10 protein-coding genes are annotated in these 17,035 nt (G+C 63.4%); 1 reads left to right on the plus strand and 9 read right to left on the minus strand.

Annotated features, from left to right (window positions below; translation table 11 throughout):
- Positions 1-7: 7 nt before the first annotated feature.
- Positions 8-1,501, minus strand: coding sequence for a glycerol kinase GlpK (glpK, locus tag ACO08C_RS05930; protein ID WP_421788342.1), 1,494 nt, complete (start codon positions 1,499-1,501; stop codon positions 8-10).
- Positions 1,502-1,591: 90 nt separating this feature from the next.
- Between glpK and ACO08C_RS05935 the strand changes: the two genes are divergently transcribed.
- Entirely contained in the window at positions 1,592-2,509 is a 918-nt protein-coding gene (locus ACO08C_RS05935; RefSeq protein ID WP_421788343.1) for an alpha/beta fold hydrolase, read from the plus strand.
- On the opposite strand, the gene ACO08C_RS05940 is transcribed toward ACO08C_RS05935, so the two are convergent.
- The 8 genes from ACO08C_RS05940 to ACO08C_RS05975 all read right to left on the minus strand — a co-directional run bounded on the left by ACO08C_RS05940 (position 2,506) and on the right by ACO08C_RS05975 (position 17,016).
- Positions 2,506-3,165 (minus strand): DUF6624 domain-containing protein, encoded by a 660-nt coding sequence (locus ACO08C_RS05940; RefSeq protein ID WP_421788344.1) that lies wholly within the window; start codon positions 3,163-3,165, stop codon positions 2,506-2,508. The two genes, ACO08C_RS05935 and ACO08C_RS05940, sit on opposite strands and share 4 nt — an antisense overlap.
- On the minus strand, positions 3,162-3,464 hold the full coding sequence (locus ACO08C_RS05945; protein WP_421788346.1) for a hypothetical protein: 303 nt from the start codon (positions 3,462-3,464) through the stop codon (positions 3,162-3,164). The genes ACO08C_RS05940 and ACO08C_RS05945 overlap by 4 nt, the downstream gene beginning before the upstream one ends.
- A 19-nt stretch (positions 3,465-3,483) precedes the next feature.
- Positions 3,484-6,714 carry an amidohydrolase family protein gene (locus tag ACO08C_RS05950; RefSeq protein WP_421788347.1) on the minus strand — a complete coding sequence of 1,077 codons (3,231 nt, stop codon included), beginning with the start codon at positions 6,712-6,714 and terminating at the stop codon, positions 3,484-3,486.
- 139 nt (positions 6,715-6,853) lie between these two features.
- Positions 6,854-10,510, minus strand: coding sequence for a M1 family aminopeptidase (locus tag ACO08C_RS05955; protein WP_421788349.1), 3,657 nt, complete (start codon positions 10,508-10,510; stop codon positions 6,854-6,856).
- 24 nt (positions 10,511-10,534) lie between these two features.
- On the minus strand, positions 10,535-11,422 hold the full coding sequence (locus tag ACO08C_RS05960; RefSeq protein ID WP_421788350.1) for an ABC transporter ATP-binding protein: 888 nt from the start codon (positions 11,420-11,422) through the stop codon (positions 10,535-10,537).
- Positions 11,423-11,559: 137 nt separating this feature from the next.
- Positions 11,560-14,808, minus strand: a complete 3,249-nt coding sequence (locus ACO08C_RS05965) for an error-prone DNA polymerase (RefSeq protein ID WP_421788352.1) — start codon at positions 14,806-14,808, stop codon at positions 11,560-11,562.
- Entirely contained in the window at positions 14,805-16,382 is a 1,578-nt protein-coding gene (locus ACO08C_RS05970; RefSeq protein ID WP_421788354.1) for a Y-family DNA polymerase, read from the minus strand. The genes ACO08C_RS05965 and ACO08C_RS05970 overlap by 4 nt, the downstream gene beginning before the upstream one ends.
- Entirely contained in the window at positions 16,279-17,016 is a 738-nt protein-coding gene (locus ACO08C_RS05975; protein ID WP_421788355.1) for an ImuA family protein, read from the minus strand. Before ACO08C_RS05975 ends, ACO08C_RS05970 begins: the two co-directional genes overlap by 104 nt.
- Positions 17,017-17,035: the final 19 nt, after the last annotated feature.

Here is a 17,035-nt window from a genome sequence, read left to right on the forward strand (position 1 = left end):
GCCGCGGTCAAACGCCGGCGAGCGTTTGCCGGACCGCTTTCTGCCAGCCGGCGCGTTGAAGGTCGCGTTGGCCGGCCTGCATGGCCGGATCGAAGGCGCGATCGGCGCGCCACAGCTTGCGGCCTTCTTCAAGCGAGGCGAACAGGCCGGCCCCGAGACCGGCCAGGAAGGCCGCCCCCCAGGCCGTTGTTTCGGTATTGACCGGACGCACCACCGGCGCATCGCAAAAATCCGAGAGCCGCTGCAGGAAGCGGTTGTTGTTGGCCATGCCGCCATCGACCTTGAGCCGGGCCGCCGGAACGCCGTCACGCGCCATCGCTTCGAGCAGATCGGCGGTCTGGTGCGCGGCGGCATCGAGCGCGGCCTGGGCGATTTCGGCACGGCCGGACCCGCGCGTCAGCCCGACGATCGTGCCGCGCGCATCGGCCGCCCAGTGCGGTGCGCCAAGGCCGGCGAAGGCGGGCACGAGATAGACGCCGCTGTCGGGATCGGCCGAAGCCGCGAGCGATTCAATCTCGGCGGCCTTGGCGAACAAGCCCAGCCCGTCGCGCAGCCATTGCACTGTGGCGCCGGCCGAGAGGATCGAGCCTTCCAGCGCGAAGGTGGTCTTGCCGTTTATCCTCCATCCGATCGTGGATAACAGCCGGTTTTCCGACACCGCCATTTCGCTGCCGGTATTCATGATCAGGAAGGCGCCGGTGCCGTAGGTGGATTTCACCTCCCCCGGCTTGAAACAGGCCTGGCCGATGGCCGCCGCCTGCTGGTCCCCGGCCATCCCGGTGACCGGCAATTCCTCGCCGATCGTGTCTTTCCGGCTGGTACCGAACGGGCCAGCATTGTCGCACACCTCCGGCAGACAGGCCGGCATCACATTAAACAACCTGCAGAGTTCAGGGTCCCATCCCCCTTTCTGCAGGTCGAACAGCGATGTGCGGCTGGCATTGCTGGCATCGGTTTTGTGCGCCGCGCCGCCGGTCAAACGCCATAACAGGAAAGAATCGACCGTGCCGAACGCCAGTTCGCCGCGTTCCGCGCGCTCTCGGGCACCGGGGATAGCGTCGAGGATAAAGGCGAATTTGGTGGCGGAGAAATACGGGTCCAGCACCAGGCCGGTTCTCTCCCGGACCAGCGCCTCATGACCGGCCTGCGCGAGTTCGCGGCAGGCCCTGGCGGTCCGCCGGTCCTGCCAGACAATGGCATTGTGGACCGGCTCGCCGGTGGCCCTGTCCCAGATGATCGCGGTTTCGCGCTGGTTGGTGATGCCGATGCAAGCCGGCTTCCAGCCTTTGGCCCGCGCCTCCTTCAGCGCCTTGCGGGCGGTCGCGATCGCCGTCGCCCAGATTACCTCCGGATCGTGTTCCACCCAGCCCGGCCTGGGATAGATCTGCGCAAACTCCTGTTGCGCCAGCGCAATCACCTCGCCGGATTTCGAGAACACGATGGCCCGCGAAGACGTGGTACCCTGATCGATCGCAAGGATCGCCGTTTTGTCGCGGAACATGCCGCCTCCCCCTTGATCCGGCTGCGGACTATAACGTGGCTGGCGGACACGAACAGGGCGCGCTAGCCTCGGTGGGCAAGGGAGATCGGCTTGGCATTCGACGAAGGCATTATCGAGAGCCCGACGGGCGCCCAACTGACCGTCTACTGGCGGGCGCCGGAGGGCGATCCCAAAGGCATTGTGCACATCAATCACGGGCTGGCCGAGCATGCCGCGCGATACGAAGCGTTCGCGGGTTTTCTGTCGATAAGGGGGTGGGCAAGTGTCGCGCACGACCATCGCGGTCACGGCCGAACCATCGCGCCGGACGGGGCGCCGCGGCTTTTCGCCTACAAGCAGGGCTGGGACAAGGTGATCGCCGATGTCGGTGCGGTGAACGCCTCGATCCGCAAGAATTATCCTGGCCAGCCCATTGTCGTCTTCGGCCACTCCATGGGCGGCACAATTGCCTTGAACTACGCCATGCACCAGCCCGACAGCATTGCCGGGTGCGCCATCTGGAATGCCAATATCGACAAGGGCGTTGCCGGCCTTCTGGGGTTTGTCGCCGGGCTGGGCTTGATGGTGTCAAAACCGGAGAGGCCCGCGACGCTGATCGACCAGTTATCCTTCAAAGCCTGGGACCGGAAGTTCCGTGACGAACGGCCGGCGTTCGGCTGGTTGTCCCGCGACCTGGCAGAGGTCGACAAATATGTCGCCGACCCATTGTGCGGGTGGACTGCCAGCTGGTCTCTCTGGCGCGACTTTGCCCATGGACTCAAGTACGCCGCCGATAACCGGCATCTCAAACAAGTCCCGAAATCCTTGCCCTTCCATCTTGTCGGCGGCAGCGACGATCCGGCGACAGACGGAGGCGAGGCCGTAAAGAAGCTCGGCGCGCGGCTGCGCCGCGAAGGCTATGGCGCCGAAGAACTAATCCTCGACGGCTTCCGCCATGAGACACTCAATGAAAAAGACCGCGAGAAGGCGATGGAGGCCTTTGCGAACTGGTTGGCGAAAATTGCCTAGGGCTGACAGTCAGGTCTAGGCCGGTCAGTGAACGAATCTGCCAGCGGCCCCAAGCCGACCTCGGCGCGCCGCTCGTCCACGGTTTCCGGGTCCATCAGGTCGTGAGGCCCGAATTCACCGTCGCGGCAGCCCCATTGTGTGCCGTAGATTTGCTGCTCGCCTCTTCGGCGCATTATCCGGTCCGTCAGCGTTGCGAGATGGTTCGGCCTCGCCTCGCCGCGGGCAACGGCGTCCTGAATGAAGGGAAGCATGGCTTCTTGGGTATCGAGATTGGAATGTTGGAGGATTAGCCAAGCGTACAGGGTGAAGGTTTCGCCCATTTCGCTTTCGTTCGGCCAGCCGTTCGACGCGACGTATTCCTCCAAATAGGCGGTATTCGACCGATCCGACTGGCAAAATCTGAATGACACGGACATGTCGACGAAAGTCCGCAATTCAGCGTGTTCTTCAATGTAGGTCCGCATCTCCCGAAAGCGGATCTCGCGCCAGAACTGATCTGCGACACCGCGCTGGATCATTTCTATCCGGGGGTCAGCGGGGTCCAGATCGCCGACAGCTTCGGTCTGTTCCTGATAGAGGCGGGAATCTGCCTCTCCGATCCAGGCCTGGCCTTGCGCAAGACGATCTTCGAACGATCTGTCTGACTCGGCCCTCAACAATCCGATCGGCGCCGAGGCTCCGATCGCGATGCAAGGTATGACGGACCCGGGCCGGGCACCGGATCGCCCGGTTCGTATCCAAGCGCGCGCAATGGACGCCTGACCTCGGCCATCATCGCCCGAAAACTGGCCTGCGTTGCTTCCTCGTCGTGAATTGCCGCAGCGGCCACGCCGGACCAGTCCGCCATTACGGGGTCGATCTCGCCAGCCGCTATGGCGTCGAAAAAAGCATCGACGTCAAAGTCAGTGTCCACAGCGCTTATGGCGGCTATCGCCAATACAATCCAAACGTTCATTCAGATTGCATAACTGAAACTACTCCCAGAAGTAAGCCCCGCGGACGCGATCGCCGGTGACCGTCTCATTCAGCGTTTCCGCTTCATAGAGGCGGCCGTTCAGCATGATCATGTCGATCTGATCCGAGTTGCGGATGTCGGCAAGAATGTCGCCTTCCAGGATCACCAGATCGGCGAGTTTGCCGACTTCGATCGAGCCGAGATCCTGATCGAAGCCGAGGTGGATCGCCGGATCGATCGTGGTGGCACGCAGCGCTTCCAGAGTCGTGCCGCCGCCGCGGCCCAGCGACCACATTTCCCAGTGGGCGCCGAGACCTTCCTGCTGGCCGTGTGCACCGATCGCCATCAGCACGCCACGGCGCGCCAGCATCAACGCCACAAGCGCGGCATCGTCGTCGACATAATCGTGTTCCGGCGCCCAGGGCCGACGGATGGATCCGCGCAAGTAAGCCGGCGGAGCATGGCGCGAGAGAATCGGATGCTCCCAGACATTCATGCGCGAACGCCAGTAGGGATCGCCGGCCAGGCCGCCATAGGTCACAACCAGCGTCGGATTGTTCGCGACTTCGGTCTGCGAGAACATCTGAAGCACGTCCTCATAGATCATCTCGACCGGCAGGTTGTGCTCCATCGATGTGTTGCCGTCGGCGACCATCGACATGTCCATGTGGTAGTTGGATCCGCCCTCCGCCGCGACGATCACATCGGCTTCGATGGACGCGGCGACGACTTGCTGACGCTGTTCACGGCGCGGCTGATTGTAGTTCTTGATGCCGTGCGCCCCCTGCGAAGCGAGCCGGAAAATATGCTCCCTGGCATCGCTCTCATCCTCGATGCGGGCGAAGAAGCCCGGAGCCCGGGCGCCATAAACCACTTCGCCGGTCGAATAGGTGCGCGGCTGCAATTGCAGGCCGGCGCGCTGGTATTCGGCGGCCGGGAAAATGGTGCTCGCCTGGCTCGACGGATCGAAGATCGTTGTCACGCCCAGCGCCAGGTGGGCCATTGTCGACCAGTTTTCCTCCGGAATGATTTCGTCAGTGCCTTGCGGGCCGTGCGCGTGAGCATCGATCAGGCCGGGAATGATCGTGCGGCCGGACGCATCGACGATCTCGGCGCCTGCTGGCACTTCGATGTCGTCGGTAGCCCCCACGGCGACGATGCGGTTGCGCTCGACAATGATCGTCCCGTTCTCGATGATGCCGCCTTGGTCATCCGACATGGTGACAATGCGGGCGCCGGTCAGCGCGACCGTGGTCGCCGGAATGTCGGTTTCAACCGTGATGGCCAGGGAGCGGCCGGATTCCGGCGGTTCGAAGCTTTCCGGCTCTTCGTCTTCACCAGCCGGCCCATCCGGCATCATGTCGTCGATACGCGCCGAATAGAGCACCGGGCCCATTGTCCAGTGCAGGCTGTCGCTGCCGCCGGACCAGGACGGGTAGGTGCCGCCATTGAGCGAGGCTTCCACGACCGGCAAGGCCGACGCGCCCATGCCGGCGGACACCTCCTGGGGACCCGGCGGCATCGGCATGGCGTAGACATCGTAATTCTCGCGGAAGGAAAGGTAATTGCCATCGGGCGATACGAGATAGTTCGAGACCATGTCGGATTGCGCATGTACCCGCCGCGCTTCGCCATTCATGTCGACGCTGATCAAGCGCCGCTGCTGGCTCTCGAAAACCGTCAGGAAGAGGCGGTCATTGCGCGCGCCAAAGTGCGGTTCGGAGCCCGAGTCCGATACCCGGCGCATCTCTCCGCCAGCCGACGGAACGGCAAAAATGCCCGTCGTTTCCGACCATTCCCGCGCGGTCAGGAAGCCGCCGCCATCTTTTTCGAACACGATGGTGCGGCCATCCGGTGAAAAGACCGGACGGCGGTAATGACCCGGCTCGCCGGTCACGACACGCTCGCCGCGGCCATTCGCATTGACGACCCGGACTGCGCCGAGCTCATCGTCATCCCAGGTGGCGAACACGATCGACCGGCCGTCGCGCGACCAGGACGGGAAGAACTCACGATAGCTGCCGTCATTGCGCGTGAGCGGCCGCGGGTCGCCGCCGGACATGCCGGCGATGTAGAGGCGGCCGAGCGTCTCGAAGACGACCTGCGATCCGTCCGGCGACACGCTGGCAAAACGCGGCATGCGCGTCTCGAATGTCGCCGGCGCGACTTCGACCTGCGGCCGCGGAGGATCGATGACTTCGCGGTTGTCATCGACCTGGAACGGAATCTGTGTGACCTGACCGGACGCGACATCTACGCGATTGATCTGGCCGCTGGCCCAGAACACGATCGAGCCGCCATCCGGCGTCCAATCCATGTTCGGATACATGCCGTAAACGCCCCAGGTTTCCTGGTTGTCGCGATCGAGATCGTCAAAGATCATGCGCTCTTCGCCGGAGCGCAGATCCTTGATCCAAAGCTGCGATTGCAGGCGGTCGCGGCGCACGAAGGCCATGGTGTTGCCGTCGGGCGAGATCGCCGGACGGACGGACCCGCCGGCGCCGGACACAGCGGTGGTCGTTTCACCTGTCTCGAGGTCATAGCGGCGGATGTTGAACAGGTCGGTGTTCGAATCCTGGGCGTAGATGAAGGTGTTCCCGGACGTGATGTTCTGCGTGAAGTAAACGTAACGGCCATCCGGCGAGAAAATCGGTTCGCCCAGCTCTTTCTGGAATGACTCGTTCGGACGCTCGACGAGCTGAACGCCGCTGCCGCCGGAGAGGTGGTACATCCAGATTTCGCCGGTTCCGGCCGAGCGCGACGTGGTGAAGTGTTTGCGCGCCGCGATGTATTCCCCCGAGGGGTGCCAGGTCGGATTGTTCAGGAGCCGGAAGCTCTCATTTGTGACCTGGCGGCGGTTAGCGCCATCGGTGTCCATGATCCAGATATTGTCGCCGCCGGCGCGGTCCGAAGTGAAGGCGATCATCTCGCCGTCGGGCGAGAAGCGCGGCTGGATTTCCCAAGGCAGGCCCGAAGAAATATTCGTCGCCTGACCACCCGAGATCGGAATTGTGTAAATGTCGCCGAGCAGATCGAACGCGATCGTCTGGCCGTCCGGGCTGACGTCGAGGCTCATCCAAGTGCCTTCCTCGACTCTGATCGGGATGAAGCGGGTCGGCAGGGGCGGCGCGGCAACGTCCCAAGGGCCGTCATCTTCCGCGGTTTCGTCTGGCGAAGGCTCGGCATCCTGAGCGTAAGCGAGCGAAAAGGCGAGCGCGCTAGCCGTCAGCGCGGCGAGTGTACGATACATGATGTCTCCCCGGATCATCCACGTGATATGTGGCGGGGACACTAGTGCGGGCCCAGATGACCGGCAAGTTACCGGACTGTCAGTTCGATCACGCCGCAGAGAGCGTCGCCGGCGGGTTCCGGTCCGCCGGCAATGTCCGTTATTCTTGCAACATCAAGGCGGCCGTTTCCTCGGATTCGTTGTCCTGAACGCCTCTGCCGTCCGATTCCGTGTTGTGCAGCGCCTCGAAGTCGGGCCGCAACAGATTATCGTCGGAATCGCGGTCGATCAGCTTGTTGTAGGGATCGATCCCTACCCAGGCAGGGCGGACATCGGTGAGGAAGGTAAAGCTCATCTCGTTTTCATTGATCCGGGTCGGCTCGAAATGGAGGATGTGATCGGTGCCTTCGAGCGCGCCATCCAGCCCGCGCGAGAACGCGCCGATATCGATGACGTAGTCGATCGGCTCCTCGGTTTCATTGCCCGCCCCGTCGGCCTCGAACAGGCGCGCTTCGATCGACATGGTGGTCTCATAGCGGCCATCTTCCAGCTCGCGAACTTCGGCTTCCGTCACCGACAGGTCGAACAGGACAATTCGCTCGAAGAAGTCATGGATGAGCCGTTCGTGCTCCGGACCGGCCTCCTCGCGCAGAATGCGGAGGAAATCGAGCGTCGTCGGATAGGGGTCGCTCTGATACTGAAACGCGTCGACGAGCCGCGCGAGCGCCCGGTTGACGACGTCCTCGCCGACATAGTCCTGCAAGGCGTACATGACGACGGCACCCTTGCGGTAATGAATGTAGGGCTGGTTTTCGACGCGGTAGAGCGGCATCTCTTCGCGTACCTCATTGCCGCGCTGCGACAGGTAATTGTCGAGCTCGTACTTGAGAAAACGGCGCATGTGATCCTCGCCGTATTCCTGCTGCATCACCATCATCGCCGAGTACTGGGCGAAGGTTTCGACGAGCACGGTTCCGCCCTGCACATTCGGTCCCATGATCTGGTGGGCCCACCATTGGTGAGCGGCCTCGTGCGCGGTGATGTAGTAGACATAATCGATATTATCGGGATCCCGCAGGTCGGCGATGAAGCCAACATTCTCCGAATAGGCGATGGTGTTTGGGAAGGACTGCGCGAAACCGCCGTACGGGAATTCCAGCGTGCGGTACTGGCGGTACTGGTAGGGGCTGATGTGTTCGGACATGTAAGCAAGCGTATCCTGCGCCGCCTCCATCATGCGCGCGATATTCCAGTCATGATCGGCGTGATAGAAAATCTGATAGTTGATGCCGTCGCGTTCTTCTTCCGCCAGCGCATAGTCTGCTGACATCCAGTTGAAGAAGTTGAGGCTTTGGTCCTCCATCACATACTCGAAATAGTGACGGCCGTCCTCGACCCAGTCGCGTTGAAGATAGCCTGGCGCGACGACCGTCTGGCCCTCATCGGTTGAAACCAGGGTCCGGAACAAGACGTAATCGCTATCCTGCCGGATATAATTCTCGTCCCAGCGGCTTTCGTCTTCCAGCGGATAGGCGCGGTCGATCGGCGGCAAATCGAGACGGCGGCGCGAGGCCGGGTCCTGGATCAGCGCCGACCGGCTGAAGCCGATGGCCGGTGCGAACTCGCCATTATTGAAGAAGGTGCCATTGTAGCGGACCGACGAATTGTTGCCGTTGTTGCGGAAACCGGGATTGGTCAGCTCGACCGCAAAACTTAACGTCCGGCGCTCGCCCGGCTGCATGGGCGGGTCCAGCTCATAGGCGTGGAGATTGGCGTATTCGTTGCGTTCTTCACCGCCGACACCGTCCAGATCGGAGCTGAGTAGGTCTGCCGAGCCATAGGTCACCCAGACGACGGGGATGGGCTCATCGGTCCGGTTGACGATGATATTGGTGCCGGTCGCCGCCATCCGCCGTTCGCGCGGATAGATGTCGATCATGTATTCCACGTCGGTAATGGTCGGCTGAGGCAGGTTTTCGAGCTGATCACGCCATTCGCGTTCGAAGGCCGCCGAGCGCCGCTCCAGCTCGCGTCCCGACGCGAATTCGTTGAGGACGGTGGTGTTGTAGAAAATCCAGCCGCCCGCCCCCGCCGCGACAAGGATCGACAGCGCGGCAAGGCCTGCGGTCGGCCCGTTGAACGCCCGCGGCAAGCCGATAAGTCGCGAGGTCAGCGGCGCCAGCGCGCCGCGACTGAACATCACTGCCGCGACCACGAACAGCAGAACCGCGATGGCGCCCCAATAGAGATGGAACCAGAGCTGTATGCCCAGGAAATGGCCATAGTCATTCATGTCGGAATACGGATTCAGCGACACGAAGGGGAAGAGGTAGAGATTGTGCGACAGGCCGACATTCGGCAACACGAAGGCGGTGACAATGAACAGGGCGCCAACGGCAAAGATCCCGATCCATTTATTGTTGCTCACCACCTGGAAGAACATCGCAATCATCGACAGGAATGTCAGCGGTATCACCAGATCGACCAGCGAGCGGATCAGGTACTGGTCCAGCTCAAGCTGGGTATAACCGCGGATCAGCTGCGAGCCGATGGCAATCAGCGCGGCCACCAGCAGAAGCCCCAGAATCACGACGAACATGGCGATCAGCTTGGCGGTCATGAAAACCCAACTGGGCGTCGGCGATGCGTCAACGATCTCCGAAAAGCGGATGGTCCGCTCCCGCCAGATGAGCTCGGATGCGTAATAGATCACGATGATGATGGGGATCAGGACAAAACCGCCGATCATGCTGTTCACAACGATGCGGGTCAGCGGATAGCTCGGCGTGCCGTAAACCGGTGCCATCAACACCATATTGATGCCGACCAGCAGGACGCCCAGCGCCAGCAGGATCCAGAAGCCGATATTGAAGACGACGCCTTTCACCTCGAAAGCGATCCGCGCCAGAAACTGCTTTCTCGCTGCGCGCTCCGGCGTCGGGCTCGATTTCGGCAATTCGATCTCGGCCGGCACGAACGGGGCTTCGGCCCGGCGGGCGTTCTTGTTGCCGAAACGGGCATTGCCGCGGCGGAACGAGAAAATCATCAGGTTGAGGACAAATAGCGCCAGCCCAACGCCCATCCAGATCAGGCGATTCTGGAGGAATACGCCTTCCATCGGCACCAGCCGGGTGTTCTGGTCGGCCGCCGTCCAGTAGCGCGTGATATCGAAAAGAGCATTGCCGCCGAAAGGATCGGCGAGCGCGGCGGCCGTGCGCCATTCCGGCTGTGAATCGAGGAAGCCGGCGATGATGTTGAACACGAACAAGGCTAGCAGTCCGACCCAGGTGATCACCAGCGACCGGCTTAAATTGGCGACCGTGAACAGGATCATTCCGATAATGAACATGTTGGCGACGCCGAGCACGAGATAGGGATAGAGGTAGTATTCGAGGCGGAACGGACCGATCGATTCCGGATCCACCCACGGCATGAGCGAACCGATGGCATTGCCGAGTGGCAGGCTCAGCATCACCAAGGCGGTGACGGCGAAGCCGCCGATAAAACGGCCGAGCAGATAGTCGCGCTCACGGACCGGTGTTGAGTAGAAAAGCTCATAGGTGTTGTAGCTGCGATCGCGCAGGATGCCGCTCGCCAGGAAGACGATCGGGATCACCATGCCGAACAGCGAAAAGATCAGGATATTGAGCGAGATCGCATAGGGCGAATTGGCGTTGACGACGGCGCTGTCGCCAATCTGGATCTGATCGGATGCCGCGGCGCCGAACACGAACAGGAAGAAGATCGCGAAGATCCAGTAGAAAGCCTGTGAAAAGATATGATAGCGGAACTCGAAGCTGGCGATCTTGCCGAGCATGACGTGTCTCCTCTTGCCCAGGGCTTAAGCCGCAGCGTTCTGCGTCTGACTGGCGGTGATGGTCGAGAAGTAGACGTCCTCCAGATCCGGTGCCACAGGCTCGAATCCGTCGCCCGGCGAAGCATCGGCTTCAACGTGGATCAGGACCTCGCCCTGGGTCAGGCGCATCGAGATGACGTTGTATTGCGCGCGATGCGCCGGCAGGTCCGCCTTGGCAATGCGCTTCATCCAGACCTTGCCCTCGAGCCGTGAGATCAGCTCGGACGGTGCTCCTTCGGCAACGATCCGGCCCTGGTTGAGGATCGCCATTTGCGGGCAGAGATCGGCGACGTCCTCGACAATATGGGTTGAGAGGATCACCACCACATTCTCGCCGATCTCCGACAACAGGTTGTGGAAGCGATTGCGCTCTTCCGGGTCGAGCCCGGCCGTGGGTTCATCGACGATGATGAGCTGGGGGTCGCCGATCAGCGCCTGCGCGATGCCGAAGCGCTGTCGCATGCCGCCGGAGTAAGAGGCGACCGACTTCTTCGCGACTTTCGTCAGGTTGGTCTGTTCGAGCAGACCTTCGACAACCCGCTTACGCTCCTTGTTGTCGGACAGGCCTTTCAAGATGGCGAGATGGTCCAGCATGGCGCGCGCCGACATGCGGGGATAAACGCCAAAATCCTGCGGCAGATAGCCGAGCTGAGCGCGCAATTTTGCGGGTTCCCTGAGGACATCGATTCCGTCGAAATCGATGGATCCCTTGTCGGCATTCTGAAGCGTCGCAATGGTCCGCATAAGGGTCGACTTGCCCGCGCCGTTGGGGCCCAGAAGACCGTACATGCCCTTGGGGATCGACAGCGAGACATTGTCGAGCGCGCGCACGCCATTGCCATAGGTTTTCGAAAGCGACTTGATTTCCAGCATCTTTTATCCCGCCGCGCAGCGCGCAGCGTCCCTCCTGCCTGTGCGAACCGACCATAGGGGACGATCCGTGTCCGCGGCCAGTGAACAAAACGCCACTTTCGGGGAAAAGGGGGATGGTCCTGACCTTGGTCCCCTGCCTAGTGAAAATCGCGGCTCCTGGGAATCACACGGACATTTCGGGGATGACGCGGGGCGGGCACGCGATGGTCGTCGATCGGACGGCGCACCTCGTCGGCATGGGCCAACGCATTGTCCATGGCGCGGCGGGCATCTTCCGAAAGTAGGGTGAGATCGGCGGTGCGGTCGATCAGCTCATCGGCGACGAGGTGAACGACGCCTTCGGCGGACTGTACCCGTCCTTTCACGAGAAGCACGCGGGCGCCCATGACGACCGGCCGGTAACGTTCCATGACGCGCGGCCAGACGACGAGGTTGGCGATGCCGGTCTCGTCCTCAATGGTGATGAAGCACACCCCCTTGGCCGAGCCGGGCCGCTGTCGCACCAGCACAACGCCCGCCAGAATAGCCCGAGCGCCATTGCACAGATTGTTGATCTCATTGGTGGTTTTTATCTTCATCTCGCCATAGGCGCGGCGCAGGAAGCGCATCGGGTGGTCTTTCAGCGACAGGCGGATGGTCTGGTAATCCTGCAGCACGTGCTCCGAGCGCGGCATGTCCGGCAGCGTCACCGGCGCATCGGCGCCCTGCTCTTTCGCATCGGCGGCCGCAAACAGCGGTAAAGCGAGGTCCTTGGCTTCGCCGCGTACCGCCCACAGTGCCTGGCGGCGATCCAGCCCGATCGAACGGAAAGCGTCGGCTGCCGCCAGGGCTTCGAGTGGCTGACGGCGCAGGCCGGCCCGCCGGCGCAGAGCGGCCGGATCCTCGTAACCGGCCCCGCGGGCCTGCATCAGGCGCTCGGCATCCTCCTGCTTCAGGCTGTCGACCAGCCGCATGCCGAGCCGCAGCGCGCACGGCCAGGGCCCGTCCTCCGCCGGTTCCAGCGTGCAGTCCCAGTCGGAATGATTAACGTCAACACCGCGCACCTCGACCTCATGCTCGCGGGCATCGCGAACCAGTTGGGCGGGGGCATAGAATCCCATGGGTTGGGAATTGAGGATCGCCGCCGCGAAGGCATCCGGGCGGTGGCACTTCATCCAGGAGGAGACATAGACGAGGAGCGCAAAGCTGGCGGCATGGCTTTCCGGGAAGCCGTATTCGCCAAAGCCTTTGACCTGGTCGAAACAGCGCTTGGCGAAGTCTTCTTCATAGCCGCGGCTGACCATGCCGTTCACCATTTTTTCCTCATAGTGCTGGATGGTGCCGACCTTGCGGAAGGTTGCCATGGCGCGGCGCAGCCCGTTCGCCTCGTCGGGCGTGAACTTGGCGGCGTCGATGGCGATCTGCATGGCCTGTTCCTGAAACAGCGGCACACCCTTGGTGCGTGAAAGTATCTTTTCCAGCTCGTCCGGCGGGCCATGGTCCGGGGCCGGAGAGGGATAGGAGACCGGTTCCAGCCCTTTCCGGCGGCGTAGGTAAGGATGCACCATATCGCCCTGGATCGGGCCCGGGCGGACGATCGCCACCTCGATCACCAGATCGTAGAATTGCCGCGGCTTGAGGCGCGGCAGCATGTTCATCTGGGCGCGGCTCTCGACCTGGAAGACGCCGACGGAATCAGCCGCGCACAACATGTCATAGGTTGCCTTGTCCTCGCTCGGCACGCTGGCGAGGTCGTAGCGCGATCCGCCATGCAAAGCGATCAAGTCGAACCCCTTGCGCAGGCAGGTCAGCATGCCGAGCGCGAGCACGTCGACCTTCATGATGCCGAGCGCGTCGATATCGTCCTTGTCCCATTCGATGAAGGTGCGGTCGTCCATCGCCGCATTGCCGATCGGCACGGTCTCGATCAGCGGTCCTTGGGTCAGCACGAAGCCGCCGACATGCTGGGAGAGATGGCGCGGAAAACCGATCAGCTCGGTGGTCAGCTTGATGGCGCGGCGGATCATCGGATTGGCCGGATCAAGCCCGGCTTCCTCGATCCGCTTGTCGGACACCTCGCGGCCCCAGCTGCCCCAGACCGTGCCGGCCATCGCCGCGCCGATATCTTCGGACAGGCCGAGCGCCTTGGTCACTTCGCGCACCGCCGAGCGCGGACGGTAGGAGATCACCGTGGCGGTCAGGGCGGCGCGGTGGCGGCCATAGCGCCGGTAGACATACTGGATCACCTCCTCGCGCCGCTCATGCTCGAAATCGACGTCAATGTCGGGCGGCTCGCGCCGCTCCTTGGACATGAAGCGCTCGAACAGAAGGCTCGACTTGTCGGGATCGACACTGGTGATGCCGAGACAGAAACAGACCGAAGAATTGGCCGCCGACCCCCGGCCCTGGCAGAGAATGTCCTGCGTGCGGGCCCAAGCGACAATGTCATGCACGGTGAGGAAGTATTGCGGGTAGCCGAGCTCGGCGATGAGGGCGAGCTCCTTCTCGATTGCTGCTCTCACCCGCGCCGGCACGCCATTGGAATAGCGTTCCTTGGCGCCCTGCCAGGTCAGGTCAGCAAGGTGTTGTTGCGGCGTCTTGCCGGGCGGCACCGGCTCGTCGGGATAGTGATAGGCCAGCTCGTCGAGCGAGAAGTCGCAGCGCGCCGCGATCTCCAGCGTGCGGCGCAGCGCCGCTTCCTGACCGGCGAACAGGCGCGCCATCTCCTCGGGCGGCTTGATGAAACGCTCGGCATTGGCCTCAAGCCGGAAGCCGGCGGTATCGATGGTGACACCCTCGCGGATACAGGTCAGCACATCCTGCAGCGGGCGGCGGTGCGGGATGTGGTAGAGCACGTCATTGGTCGCCACGATGGGCGCACCTGTCCGCTCGCCGAGCGCTGCCAGGCAGGCGATCGTTTCGCGATTGCGGCCCCGGTGGCGGAAGGTGGCGGCGAGATAGCAACGGCCGGGCCAGAGAGCGGCCAGTTCCGTCAGCCGGATCTCGAAGGCGTCATCGGGCTCGACTGGCGGGAGGACGATGAAGATTTGCCCGTCGGCGCGCGCTTTCACATCCTCCAGCGTGATGTGGCATTCGCCCTTGGGCACGTCGCCCATCTTGCCCTTGGAGAGGAGGGTGGAGAGCTGGCCGTAGGCGGCGCGATCGGTGGGATAGCAAAGCAGGCTTAGCCCGCAGGTCAGGTCGAGCCGGCAGCCAACCAGGAGTTTGAGCCCGTGTTCCCGGGCCGCGAGATGGGTGCGGACCACACCAGCCAGCGTGTTGCGGTCGCAAACACCGATCGCCTTGAGACCGCAAACGCGCGCCTGAAGCACCAATTCCTCCGCGTGGGACGCGCCACGCAGGAAGGAAAAATTGGTCGTGACCTGGAGCTCGGCATAACCGGTCATGCGAACAGCGCCTGCACGAACCAGCGCGGTGTGCCGCCGCGCCCGTCCTGATAGAGGCCTTCGCGAAACACCCAGTAACGCCGGCCCTCCTCGTCCTCGATGCGATAATAATCGCGTGCGCGCGCCTCGGCATTGAAGGTGCGCCACCATTCCGGCGCGATGCGTTCCGGCCCGTCGGCGCGCTTCACCCGGCGCGGCACACGCCGCCAGATGAAGCGCACGGGCGGACCGTCGGGGACTTCGGCGAGTACATCCACAGCTTCAGGCCGGTCGAACATGCGTACCGGCCGGGCGCCGCGCGGGGCGGCAAGGGCCGCTTTCCAATCCGCCATCTGTCCTTCGAAGGCCCGCATCGTTTCGCCGCGCTGCGGATCGTGGCTGTTGACGGGTTCGGCCAATTGCACCGCGCCCTCGCCCAACCGTGCCGTCAGCCGGTCGGCCAGGGCCGCCAGGGCGGTGGCATCGACCGGACCCGGCGCCAGCTCGGCCGATAAATGCCGGGCCTCAGTCTCGAGATTGTCGGGACGCGCCGCGGTGAAGGCCAACAGGTCGATGCCGAAGCCGGGATCGATCTTCTCCAACCGGTCGCGGAACAGGCGCTGGAGATGCGCCGGGTCGCGCACCGGGCGGGCCGTCGACAACGCAACGAAGCTCGCCGTGCCATTGGAGCGGAAAGCGGTCAGCGTGAAGTCGCGGGCGCCTTTCCCATCTCTTTCCAATTGTTGGCAGAGCCGTTCCGACAAGGTGACGAGACCGGCTGAAATGCCCTCGCCACAGATCAGCGGATCGACATAACTCTGCCGCGCCGCATAGTCCGGCGGCGGGCGCAACGGGGTGAGCGGTTCCGACATCAGGCCGAGTGCCTGGTCGAGACGCAGGCGCACCGCTTCCACCGCCTCGCGGGAGGCAAAGCGGCGGGTCAGCGCTGTGCGGTCAATCTCGTAGAGCTGGCCGATCCGGGTCAGGCCGAAGCGGCGCAGAAGGCGTTCGGCCTCCTCCGACAGGCGCAGCCCCTGCACCGGGAGGTCCTTCAGGATTTCGCGGATGTCCTGGTCGGTGCGGCAAACATTGACCCGCCCATTGCCATATCGCGCCAGCGCCCAGGCGGCCCCGGCCGTCGGTGCGGCGCCAATGCGGCAAGACAGGCCGTCACCGGAAAAGCGTTCGCCGATCTCATTGAGCAACGCACCTTCGCCGCCGAAAAAGCGGGCGCAGCCGGTGATGTCGAGCCGCAAGGCGTCGATCCCGTCGACCGCTGACAAGGGCGTCCAGCGAGTCGCCCACAGGCCGAGCGCCTCGAGCGCGGCGGCATCGGCGGCGCGATCGACCGGCTCGACCTGCAGGTGCGGCGCGCGGCTTTTGGCATCGGCAAAGCGCAGGCCGGGGCCGATGCCGAGACGGTTGGCGGCATTGTTGGCCGCCGCGACGCGCAAGCCGGTCACGCCCTGCTCTGTCAGAATGAAAGGCGTCTCATCCGGCTTTTCGGAAGGGCAGGACGCGCCCCGCTTGCGGCGGGCGCGCCGCAGCCGGTCGATCGGCCAGTCCGGGAACCAGACGCTGGCATAGCGTCGCATCGTCAAACTCCAGATCAAAATGGCGGCCGGCCTGTCCCGGTGCCTGCCGCGAGCGTTCCAGCAACGCCCGCCAGCGCGGACGGCCCGGCGCACGGGCGTCGAACAGGTTCGGCGCCGAAGGCATGGGTGAGATCCGCCAGCGGGCATGCGCCGCGGTCGCGCCTTCGCGCGTGTAGGGCAGGAGCAGGACGGACGGGGTCGCCGTATGCTCGCTGGCCAGAACCAGGCGGCGGCTGGCGGTGAAATCGAGATCGCGCAGCTCGGTGATGACCACCGAGACCGCGCCGGAGCGCAGCCCCTCTTCCGTTGCCATGAGCGCCTCGAGCACGGAGCCTGTCTCGACAAACAGCAAGCGCGCCGGGTCCAGCCCGAAAGCCGCTGCGCCGAGCCCGGTCAGGCGGCCGTGATCGAGGGCAATGACACGCTCTCGGATCCATAGCCAGATACCGGGCCGGGAGCGGGCCAGCGCCGACAAGGCAAAGCCCGCTATCGCGCCGGCATCGCCATGGCTCGCCTCGGCGATCTCATGCACGCCTTCCGCCGCCAGTCCGAAGGGAAAGGCGGCGGCAGCGGCGTCATCGCGCAGCCGGTTGGCGGGCTGCACGAGGCGGTCTATCCCCGATGGCGCGATCATTTGTTCTATTTTTGTTCCG

The sequence above is a fragment of the Hyphobacterium sp. genome (genome assembly GCF_965229905.1).
Classification (GTDB): Bacteria; Pseudomonadota; Alphaproteobacteria; order Caulobacterales; family Maricaulaceae; genus Hyphobacterium.

Coding starts and splice junctions, on each gene's coding strand:
- ACO08C_RS05945 (WP_421788346.1), bottom strand. CDS start 3,464: ATGAACGTTTGGATTGTATTGGCGATAGCCGCCATAAGCGCTGTGGAC.
- glpK (WP_421788342.1), bottom strand. CDS start 1,501: ATGTTCCGCGACAAAACGGCGATCCTTGCGATCGATCAGGGTACCACG.
- ACO08C_RS05950 (WP_421788347.1), bottom strand. CDS start 6,714: ATGTATCGTACACTCGCCGCGCTGACGGCTAGCGCGCTCGCCTTTTCG.
- ACO08C_RS05955 (WP_421788349.1), bottom strand. CDS start 10,510: ATGCTCGGCAAGATCGCCAGCTTCGAGTTCCGCTATCATATCTTTTCA.
- ACO08C_RS05970 (WP_421788354.1), bottom strand. CDS start 16,382: ATGCGACGCTATGCCAGCGTCTGGTTCCCGGACTGGCCGATCGACCGG.
- ACO08C_RS05975 (WP_421788355.1), bottom strand. CDS start 17,016: ATGATCGCGCCATCGGGGATAGACCGCCTCGTGCAGCCCGCCAACCGG.
- ACO08C_RS05960 (WP_421788350.1), bottom strand. CDS start 11,422: ATGCTGGAAATCAAGTCGCTTTCGAAAACCTATGGCAATGGCGTGCGC.
- ACO08C_RS05965 (WP_421788352.1), bottom strand. CDS start 14,808: ATGACCGGTTATGCCGAGCTCCAGGTCACGACCAATTTTTCCTTCCTG.